The sequence below is a fragment of the Bacillus sp. V3B genome, assembly GCF_024494465.1.
In the GTDB taxonomy this organism is placed as follows: domain Bacteria; phylum Bacillota; class Bacilli; order Bacillales; family Cytobacillaceae; genus Bacillus_BD.
The window spans coordinates 44,137-54,671 of sequence record NZ_JAETXM010000023.1 but is presented as its reverse complement, the minus strand read 5'-3'; the positions used below and the strand labels follow the sequence as shown (position 1 = coordinate 54,671).

General features: G+C 38.5%; 8 protein-coding genes. 4 read left to right on the top strand and 4 right to left on the bottom strand.

Annotation, left to right across the window (positions count from 1 at the left end; genetic code table 11):
- The first annotated feature begins 228 nt into the window (after positions 1-228).
- Positions 229-1,197, top strand: a complete 969-nt coding sequence (galE, locus tag JMM81_RS18585) for a UDP-glucose 4-epimerase GalE (protein WP_256243037.1) — start codon at positions 229-231, stop codon at positions 1,195-1,197.
- A gap of 176 nt (positions 1,198-1,373) precedes the next feature.
- Here the strand turns inward: galE and menC are convergent, their stop codons facing one another.
- The 3 genes from menC to JMM81_RS18570 all read right to left on the bottom strand — a co-directional run bounded on the left by menC (position 1,374) and on the right by JMM81_RS18570 (position 4,777).
- Entirely contained in the window at positions 1,374-2,486 is a 1,113-nt protein-coding gene (menC, locus tag JMM81_RS18580) for an o-succinylbenzoate synthase (RefSeq protein WP_256243036.1), read from the bottom strand.
- A gap of 296 nt (positions 2,487-2,782) precedes the next feature.
- The gene (locus JMM81_RS18575; protein WP_256243035.1) at positions 2,783-3,607 is read right to left on the bottom strand and encodes a GNAT family N-acetyltransferase; all 825 of its coding nucleotides are present in this window, start codon (positions 3,605-3,607) and stop codon (positions 2,783-2,785) included.
- Between the two features lie 12 nt (positions 3,608-3,619).
- Positions 3,620-4,777: a M20 peptidase aminoacylase family protein gene (locus JMM81_RS18570; protein ID WP_256243034.1), complete on the bottom strand. Its 1,158-nt coding sequence runs from the start codon at positions 4,775-4,777 to the stop codon at positions 3,620-3,622.
- 495 nt (positions 4,778-5,272) lie between these two features.
- On the opposite strand from JMM81_RS18570, the gene JMM81_RS18565 reads away from it, so the two are divergent.
- Positions 5,273-6,355 (top strand): CapA family protein, encoded by a 1,083-nt coding sequence (locus tag JMM81_RS18565; protein WP_483862176.1) that lies wholly within the window; start codon positions 5,273-5,275, stop codon positions 6,353-6,355.
- A 291-nt stretch (positions 6,356-6,646) separates the two neighbouring features.
- Positions 6,647-7,096: a NanQ anomerase/TabA/YiaL family protein gene (locus tag JMM81_RS18560; protein WP_256243032.1), complete on the top strand. Its 450-nt coding sequence runs from the start codon at positions 6,647-6,649 to the stop codon at positions 7,094-7,096.
- A gap of 421 nt (positions 7,097-7,517) precedes the next feature.
- Here the strand turns inward: JMM81_RS18560 and JMM81_RS18555 are convergent, their stop codons facing one another.
- Complete coding sequence (locus JMM81_RS18555) at positions 7,518-9,737, bottom strand: O-antigen ligase family protein (protein WP_256243031.1); 2,220 nt, start codon at positions 9,735-9,737, stop codon at positions 7,518-7,520.
- A 361-nt stretch (positions 9,738-10,098) separates the two neighbouring features.
- On the opposite strand from JMM81_RS18555, the gene JMM81_RS18550 reads away from it, so the two are divergent.
- Positions 10,099-10,344: a hypothetical protein gene (locus JMM81_RS18550; protein WP_256243030.1), complete on the top strand. Its 246-nt coding sequence runs from the start codon at positions 10,099-10,101 to the stop codon at positions 10,342-10,344.
- Positions 10,345-10,535 lie beyond the last annotated feature (191 nt).

The window sequence follows — 10,535 nt, the reverse complement described above, 5'->3', positions numbered from 1 at the left end:
AAAGTATTCATTTACCCGACTCTTAACGGGCAGTAAAACCCCCACTGGTGGAAATCTTCTTTATAAGTAGAATGTAAAATTTTTTACTGATTTTGCGAAAATTCGTCTTTTGTTAGCGATCGAATAATAGATTAGTGTATCTAGAATAGATCATGTTTTTTCCATTTTACATAAGGATACGGAACTATTCTAATGACTCTAGAGAGAATTAATTGAAGGAGTGTACCTATGATATTCGTCGTCGGTGGAGCGGGTTATATCGGCAGTCATTTGGTAAAAGAATTAGTAAAAGAAAAAGAGGTCGTAGTGCTGGATAATCTTTCAACTGGTCATAGATGGGCAGTGGATGAGAGAGCGGTCTTTGTTGAAGGGGATTTAGGAAATCCAGATGAGTTGGATTATATCTTTTCAACGTATTCGGTTGAGGCTGTGATACATTTTGCTGCAAACAGTCTAGTTGGTGAATCTGTGGTAGATCCAATGAAATACTATGCCAATAATGTAGCAGCTACTTTGACGTTGTTGGAAGCCATGAAGAAATATAAAGTAAAGAATTTTATTTTTTCCTCAACTGCTGCAACTTATGGGATTCCTGATGTGGACATTATTACAGAGGGCACCCCAACCAATCCTATTAATCCGTACGGTCGTTCTAAACGAATGGTCGAACAGATTTCAGGTGACTACGCTGGAGCCTATGGCCTTCGGTATGTTGTGTTGCGCTATTTCAATGCAGCAGGCGCCTACAAGACGGCTGACATTGGAGAAAAGCATGATCCGGAAACACATTTAATTCCGATCATTCTTCAGCATTTGGTAGGAGAAAGGGAAAGTATTTCCGTTTTCGGTAGTGACTACAAGACACCGGATGGAACTTGTATCCGTGACTATATTCATGTGACCGATTTGGCCAGAGCCCATATACTAGCACTAGATGCTTTATTAACAGGCAAAAAAACAACAGCTACTTATAATCTTGGGAATGGTTTAGGTTATTCTGTAAAAGAAGTCATTGAAACGTGTGAAAAAGTGACAGGAAAGACAGCGAATAGTGTTATGGCTGAACGTAGGGAAGGTGACCCTGCTCGACTTGTGGCTTCTTCTGAAAAAATATTCAATGAGTTAGGCTGGAAAGCAGAGTACTCTTTGGAAGAGATTATTACGAGTGCGTGGAAGTGGCATTCGAAAGAAAAATAGTAGGAGAGAGGTATCCATCATTGAATGGGTGCCTCTTTTGTTAAGGCTCTTTTCGTAAACTTTGTTGCTTTTTATACTATAAATAGAAACATCAAGAAATCAGTCACCATACAAGGTCGATGGTGACCGTAAACAGAAGAAAAGCTGAAAAACGGTCACCGTGAGAGAGGACCCTACTACCATTTCCTATACGTTTTCGATGAGACCGTATAGGAATCGACTAGACGGCGATTCACTTCATACCCAATCCCAGGCTTATCAGGAACCGTAATCAGTCCATCCCTAACCGTCACTTCTGGATCAATAATATCCTTTTCCCAATAATGAGAAGAAGCAGCTGTATCCCCAGGCATCGTGAAATGATCTAACGTCGTAATCGCAATATTATGAGCTCGTCCAACACCCGCTTCCAACATCCCGCCACACCAAACCGGAATCCCATTCTCCTTACACAAATCATGAATCCTCACCGCTTCCGTCAATCCACCAACTCGGCCAATCTTAACATTGATCACTTTGCAGCTACCTAGGCTAATCGCTTTTCGTGTATCCTCCAACGAATGAATGCTCTCATCTAAACAAATCGGTGTCTGCAGCTGAGCTTGCAACGAGGCGTGGTCAATAATATCATCGGATGCCAACGGTTGTTCAATCATCGTCAGATTATATTGATCAAGCTCCTTCAATAAATTCGTATCCCTAAGCGTATAAGCAGAATTCGCATCGGCCATTAACTGAATATGTGGGAACCTCCCCCGGATCGCTGCAATCACAGAGACATCCCAACCTGGCTTAATTTTCACCTTCATCCGGCGATAACCCTCCGTTACATACTTATCGATTATAGAAAGAAGATCCTTAACAGTTGGTTGAATCCCAATGCTAATCCCTACTTCAATCTGCTTCTTTTTCCCACCGAGAGCTTGGCTTAACGGAATCCCTTGTTTTTTAGTATGTAAATCCCAAACGGCTCCTTCAATCGCCGACTTGGCCATATTATTTTTTCGGATAGTAGAAAAACGTTCGTTCAATTGATCTGGATGCTCAATAGGAGACTGGAAGGTGAGCGGCAATAGGAAATCCTCTAACATATGCCAATTGGTTTTCATTGTTTCTTCACTATACCATGGAGCATGAAAAGCAACTGATTCCCCCCAGCCGGAAACGCCATCTGTATCAATCGCTTCGACTAAAATAAAATCTTTCATCTTAAATGTCCCAAAACTCGTTGTAAAGGGAGACTTCTGTTCCATTTGCAAATGTCTTAAAACAACTCGATCTATCTTCATTGCGTGTACCTCCATATGATTTTAAGCCTCTGGCGGATGCCTCGGATTTTTTAAAGGTAATTTATCGAGTGAGCTCGACGACGGACAGGACGTCCTAGTCAGGCGAAAGCCACAGGATGTGGCTTTCTGAAGCGTGATAAAAATCCGGGCGCAAATTCGGCGGGGCGAATTTGATCCGTCAACTCGGGAAAAATATTCATAACTATGTAATTCCTTTCTCCATACAAGAATTTCTCATGATATAGGCTCCTGTATGGAGTGATGACCAATTGTACGGAATATTCGTCACACGATCGTTACAATGCCAATCTTTCTCTTTTGCAAAGAACATAATATTGAACAGGTTCATCCTGTTTGCGCACCACATGGACAACAGCCCAACCGTCGGCAAAGAGAGGCTGAAATACAGCTCTTATCTTCAAACGCCAATCAAACGCTAACGCGGCATCCTGTTCCTTTAGTTGTTGAAAAAAGACCGGCACAGGAACAAAAAGATAAGAAGAATCGTGATGATGTTGATTTTCAACTTCGAACGCCTCAGGAAATCCGTCCTTTCGTTCCTTCCAACCAAGCACAATCCCTTCTGATTTCACCGCAACATCTGCAAAAAGAGTTTGTCGGTTTTTTCGATAAGGATGATCAATAAGCCACTCTACATTAAATCGATCAGAGGGCATGTTTTTATTTAAGCCATCGTTCATTTCGCCGTAGCAATTCTCGATATACTCCGAGCAAATCGCCCCAAGCTTAGCGATATTTAAATAGCCATTTCGACTTTGTAGTGGATCAAATGTCCAACGAATCATTTTATAACCAAGCCTTAACGCTTTTTCTGCTTGTTTCAACTTCAACTGAGCCCCGATTCCTTGGTTCCGGTAATCGGCATCAATGCCCATCATATGAGAACAAAGATAAGTCTCCCCATTTTTAAATCCAGGAAAGCTATAAAGAAATCCGACAAGCTGTTCTTTGGCAAAAGCACCTAAAACAATACCTCCGTTTTTGGCAGCTGTTAAAGTTTGATGAACCGGAACAGGCTCCCCACCCCACACTTTAAGATCAAGTTGAAGAACCTTTTCAAAATCCTCCATCGTTTGAATGTTTCTAATCCTAATATCCATAGGGTTCACCTCTCACTTTTTCTCGTTTGGCTTCGTTTCAGTTGTTGTGAGTGTTTGAAATGTATGAATCACTGTTGTTGCAAGAATCTGAATACCCGTTAACATATCCTTGCGGTGAAAAGTCATATTAGGGTGATGGAGTCCTGGCTGAAGATCACATCCAAGCCCAAGCATCGTCGTTTTCAAATCTTCTTTCATCAGAGAATAAAAGTGAAAATCCTCGCCACCCGATGTCACGACAGGTGGGGCACAATATTCTTGACCCAATACTTCTTGAATGGCCCCTTTCATCATCTGTTGGGCTTCTAAGTCGACTGTTGCTGCTGCTAGTTTGATTTCTGAATGCAATTTAATATCCGCATCATAGATCATAGAAAGTCCTTCAATAATTTGCGTTAGTTTAAATTCCAATTCGTTCATTACATCGTTCGTTTGGGCACGCAGATCAAGAGAGAACTCGGCACGATCCGGAATCGTATTGCCACTTGCACCACCTGCATGGATCGCGGTCATTTTAATCGATGCCGGAATTTGAGGATCTACATGGATTTTACTGATTTCCTGTACCAAGCTGCTCGCCACTTCAATCGCATTCACGCCAAGATGTGGCCGGGCTCCATGAGCGGTTTCCCCTTTAATTTCTCCCGTTATAAACTGAGAAGCACCGTGAAGAATGGCAGGGGAGGCATAGCCACTGCGTAATTCTTGAATCGGTCGCAAATGAACCCCGTATAAGTAGTCGACATCATCAAGGATCTTTTTCTCCAACATTTTCAATGCGCCCGCTCCTTTTTCTTCAGCAGGTTGAAAAATTACTTTTAATTTTCCAGGTGGCTTATAGCCCATTCGATTGAACAATTTCATGACGCCAAGAAGCATGGTGGAGTGGGAGTCATGTCCACAAGAATGATTGGCCTGCCATTTGCCATCTTTTTCTTGCCAAAGCGCATCTATATCCGCTCGTACGGCGACCGTAAAGTCACCTTCACCGATTTCACCGACAACCCCTGTACAGTCTGAGAACGTTTGCACACGGTATCCTTCTTTTTCAAGTTGCTCTTTTAAAAATTGGGTTGTGTTTACTTCTTTCCAACTGATTTCAGGGTTCTGATGGAGATGATCGAAAATGGAAAAGATCTCTTTTTCAATCTGTTGTAGGGCTTGCTTCACGATACATCATCTCCTTATATCATTTTTTGTGATGGACTTTGTTCAAAAAGCTTCCATTAATAAAGGATACACTTAATAAAGGATACACTTTAAATTATACATGTTTTAAAGGTATTCTTTTTAGTCTTTTATCATCATTCCATTTTACTAAAGTTTATGCAAATAACTACGCTGCTGTTAAAGTCGCCCGAACTCCATTTTTAACGATTATTTTAAAAGGAAATCTGAATGAAATCCATCACCCATGCTCATTTTCCCTTGATCATTGCCATAATATGAGAAAACCCTACATATAAATAACCGCTAGACCCTTACATACACGAACTACCATAAGGAAGAGAAGTACTCATTTTTAGGAGGAAGCTTTACGAATTGGATCAAAATGAGGGGATGATCGTAACGATGAATTCAAGAAAAGACGGGAATGAGTTGAACAAGAAAACAAAGAGTCGTTGGATTAGAACAGGCATTTTCAGTATTTTAACGATCACTTTCATGATGGCTGGCGTTTTTTTTAATACAACTAATAAGAGTTCAGAAAAAGACGCACCTACAACTTCCCGGAACAAGGGAAATACGGAAGAAAAAGCGAATACACAGGAACCGGTACCCGTTTCTGAAACGACGATTAAAATCAATGCAGCTGGAGACTTTACTCTTGGGACAGACGAAACCTTTGGTTATAGTGGTTCCTTTGTAAGTGAAGCTTCAGCGAATGGATATTCTTATTTTGTAGAGGGGTTGGGAAATCTTTTTATAGAAGATGATTTTACAAGTGTTAATTTAGAAACGACACTAACAACCGCAACAGAGAAAGCGGCGAAGACATTTCGCTTTAAGGGTGATCCTGCCTATGCGGAAATTCTAGAATTGGGAGGAATTGAAGCGGTCAATTTAGCAAACAATCATATCTTTGATTATTTAGAGCAAGGCTATAGAGATACGATGGCTACCTTGGAGAATCAAGGGATTGGCTACTTTGGTTACGAACATCAATATATCACAACCATCAAAGGGGTGAAATTAGGTGCCTTAGGGTATGAAGGGTGGGCGGATACCATCGAAATACGTAGTACGATTGAGCAGGATATTCAAACGTTACAAGATCAAGGTGTGCAGATCATTCTTGTTCATTTTCATTGGGGGAATGAAAGACAGTATGTTCCGACAGAGTCGCAAAAGTCACTCGCACGATATACGATCGATCAGGGGGCCGATCTTATTCTGGGACACCATCCACATGTTATACAAGGGATAGAAGAATATAATGGAAAATTTATTGTTTATAGTCTAGGTAACTTTATGTTTGGCGGAAATAGAAATCCAAGTGACAAGGATACCTTCGTATTTCAACAAACCTTTTATTTGGAAAATGACACCCTCACCGATAAAAAAGAAATAAAGGTTATCCCTTTTTCCATCTCATCTGTTTCCTCTAGGAATGATTATCAACCAACATTATTAACCGGTTCAGAACATGATCGGGTGAAACAAAAAATCATCGATGCATCCAATAAGATCAATGGGTCGGATTGGATGGTATACGAAAAAAAGGAAGAAGTCGTGTCATCAGAATAATTTGTCTGTCAGGAGTCTCAGAATTAGATAAATGATCAGAATGTTAATTTGTCAGTTTTTCGACAAAATTAAGACCTGTGATCGATCCAAATGGACTGATTTAAACGAGAAGAGCGATGCTGCTCTTCTTTTTTCGTGTACTAGACATGCTTAAGGTCACTTTTAAAACAGCAGAAAGTCCTCCATTTCCATGAACAAAATAGGGATAAAAGAATTTGTGATTGTTGATGCATAGAGCGTGGCTTATAATAAAATACTGTTACTACTAACCTGAATTGTGGAGGAAATACATTGATTATTGATAAACTCTCGAACGCTACATTCTATGAAGGACTTCATCCAAGATTAAAAAAGGGGCTACAATTTTTACAAGAGAATGATCTGAATTCTCTACCTGTTGGTAAATACGACATTGAAGGTGACAAAGCATTCGTTCTGATCCAAGAGTATGAAACAAAAGCAGTCGAGGAAGGCCGCTACGAATCCCATTATCAATATACAGATATCCAATGTATGGTCCAAGGTGAAGAAAGAATGGGGTATACAAACGTGGAAAATGTAAAAGTAAATGAAGAAGACAAAGAAAAAGATATCCTATTTTATGAGGGAAATGGCGATCTTCTTCTTGTTAAAGCAGGCTACTTTGCGATCTTCACACCACAAGATGCTCATATGCCAGCCATTTGTATTGATCAACCAAAATCAATTAAAAAGGCTTTAGTAAAGGCTTTATGTGACTAAAATACATACAAGAAAAAAGGCACCCGAACCATTTTGGGTGCTTTTTTGAGTAGAGATAAATCTATGAAAAATGAATCCAATCAAACGTTTGATTGATTCGTATGTTCTATAGAGATAATTTTATTTTAATATAATAATGGGTTTTCAAATAGAATATAAACTATAGGGGGAGGGGAAGAAGTGATTTTGAGGGACATGATGTAAATATTCAATCATCCTATTTAAAAGGTTCTGCTTCAGTTCATGCTGCTGAACCCATTACTTTAGCGGAAAAAATGGGTCACGGTTCATATAAGAATCTGAATATCATGTAACTCCCTGAAAGTTCATTAAGCCCTTATTCATTTGAAATCATAAAAAGGTCGTATACCATTTAATGATCGTATACGACCTTGCATAAGTTAGGTTCATGGAAAGTCTGCTAATATTCTGATTGAAAATAGTGCAGAGTATCTGTCATATTAGAAAATTGTTTTTCAGCTTCTATCATGACTTTATCGGCTTCTTCCTTATCTCCCATTTTTTCAAGAGACAAAATAGTTAGGGCAGCCACACGTTTCCATTCAGACGATGTAGGATTTATTTGATCAAAAATATCCAATATCTGTTTATAATCTTCTTTCAAATAAAAGGCAAGAGCAGCGTAGTATTTAGTCTTATCGGTTACGATGAAATGACGACTATTAAACCGTTCGGCTTCTTTAGGAGCATACTTTAAAAAATGCTCATACGACTCTAGATTATGATGGTAATCATTTATGACAGATTCTAACAGCTCATGGGCTTCATTTGCTTTTCCTTGTTTCTTTAATAACAGTGCTTGCTCCATTTGTAGACGAATACTGCTTTCGTATAGATAATGATTAAAATGATCAATGTCTAATCCTTTATGATAATAAGTGATAGCTAACCCAGGATCCCCTGCTTTTTCAGCGTAAGAGCCTGCCTTTTGAAAGATATTGGAATTGTTCGGTTCCAATTGAATGGTCTCATCCATTGATTTTCGCCACTTTTGCTGATCTTCATTCGTTAAGTAAAGCTCTGTTAATCTCATTCGATAAGATGTATTTAGCGGATCGTATGAAACAGCTCTTTCTAATGCTATTTCTTTTAAACTGATTGATTTCACTACTTTCGATTTATTATAAGCTTGCTCAGCGACGATAAATCGATAAGCAAAGAATGCAGATAGGATAACGAATATAGCAAATATGCTGGTTAGGATAGCGAATAGTTTATTGTCATGAGGTTTTTTAGTTGTATGCTGATTCATGCCCATCGCCAACAACCAGAAAATCATTAGCCATACCCAGCTGTAAGAAAAATTAAAGTCTATGAAGCTATGCAGGAAGATAGCTGACAAGGCAACAATTACGGCTTTATTTAAAGGTACATCCTCCTTATTTCTCCATAATAATCGAAAGAAATAAATGAAAACGACAAGAAAAAGGGTAAATCCAATCCAACCAGTATCTACGATCCATTCCAAAAAACCGTTATGAATTTTGTTAGAGGTGTACGGTAAATGTTGCCCTTTTTTATAAATAGAGGCCCAAGCTTCGCCCCCGAAACCAATAAATGGCGAAGATGAACTTAATTCTAAAGCGTCTTTGGCCAAAATGAGACGTTCTTTTGCAGTGGCAGCCTCCAAACTTACACTTTGAACCCGTTCTTGCAGTTGAGTGGGTAACTGCTGAAACACAAGTCCCTCGTTCTTTAAATCAAGTATTCCTAGAATAGACATAACAAGCAGAATACAAGGGAGCAGAAATTGATTCCCTTTTTTTGTGACAGGACTCACTTTATTAGAAATAAATCCTTTTGAATAATAAGCAATAATAATGAATAAAGCGGATCCTAGTAGGAGCATGAATAAACCAGGAAATTCACTATGGCTGTTCTCTCCTGTTTCCATGAATGTATAGACACTGAGCCCGATTCCAGTAACAAACAAAGTATATAGGAAATATTCGATTTGCTTTTGCTTGTTTAATAACAATAGCCCGAAAAACCATGCAATCGGGAATAGGACAAACATGCCACGAGAAAATGATTGAATCAAACAGGTAAAGAGTGCTACAAGTGAAAAGCTATAAAAGATAAATTCAGGGAGTTTCATGTTTTTCTTTGTTATGATCATTAAAGCAAAAAGAATAAATACGGCCATTACCATTCCAAACGTGTTTGGATATTGGAATACGCCAGCAAACCTTCCAGCTACAATCGTGCTTCTGAAAAACACAATTTCATAATAGACAAGGAGTGTAAAAATCGCGAGGCCACTCCCTGTTAAATGAAAGATGATTGGCATGATATGCTTCATCCTTTTTGTTTGATTCAGCTTGTATAATAGAATGAAAAAGACAGCGTATGAAACCCATTGGATCCATGAGTCCGCAGCCCCCTTCGGATTTTCTGCTACAAAGAAAGACATTCCATAACTAATTGGAAATAAGATAACAGGCAAGCTGGGTGCAATGGTAGGACATTCCCTTTTGATAAACAGTTTTGCTGTTAATAACAGAAATAAACTTGCTAGGATAAGGACAATTGGGTAAAAACTGAAGTTATAGTATAAGCCTTTAAAATAAGGTGAAATAATAAATATGCCAGTTAAAAATATAAAAATGATCCAGTTCACTTTTGCTCCCCCAATGGCTCAAAAATCTTTTTAAATAGGTTTGTAGTAGAGTACTCATAGGGAATGTCCATACGACTTTGAGGGATGATATCATCAGGGCCCATCCAAACAGCTATTGTATAGTGCTCATCGAATCCAACAAACCATGAATCGTAAGAAGTAGTACCCGTTTTTCCTGCGATGTATCGTCCAGGGATATTTGCGTCATACCCGTTCCCTTCACTTACTTTACTTATTATAGGTCCTAATTATTATATCAATTTTCCTATTATGAATAGGGAAATGGATCGAAATTTTCTTCTTGTTGAAATAATATAAGGTATATTAATATAAAAAGAGATTTACGAAGGGGTGTACATAATTGAAAAAAAGGTTCATTTGGATTGTCGTTAGTGCAATGGCTTTATTTATACTTGGAGGCTGTTCTTCAGCAGGAGAAATAAAGGAATACGAGGCAAAAATCAGTGAAATGGAAACTGAAGTCAAGGGTTTAAAAATTGAAAACAACCAGTTGAAAATTCAAAATGATAAGTTGAAAAAGCAGACTGAGAAGTTAAATGAGCAATTGCGAATTCAAGTTCGAGATAAAGCCAATGTAAATAATTAAAATGAGTAAAGAAGGCTGGCATATTGTCAGTCTTTTTTATACTAAGATGTACTCAATTGAACTGATAGGGGACAAAAAGAGTAAAGCGGTACTAATGAAATTACTTTTTTAAAAAAATAACCCCTAAAATTTCCCTTGATCTAGTATAATAGTCTTTGTTGGAAATTTATCCTATTAGGAGGTTAGAAAGG

Coding starts and splice junctions, on each gene's coding strand:
- menC (WP_256243036.1), bottom strand. CDS start 2,486: ATGAAGATAGATCGAGTTGTTTTAAGACATTTGCAAATGGAACAGAAG.
- galE (WP_256243037.1), top strand. CDS start 229: ATGATATTCGTCGTCGGTGGAGCGGGTTATATCGGCAGTCATTTGGTA.
- JMM81_RS18575 (WP_256243035.1), bottom strand. CDS start 3,607: ATGGATATTAGGATTAGAAACATTCAAACGATGGAGGATTTTGAAAAG.
- JMM81_RS18565 (WP_483862176.1), top strand. CDS start 5,273: ATGATGGCTGGCGTTTTTTTTAATACAACTAATAAGAGTTCAGAAAAA.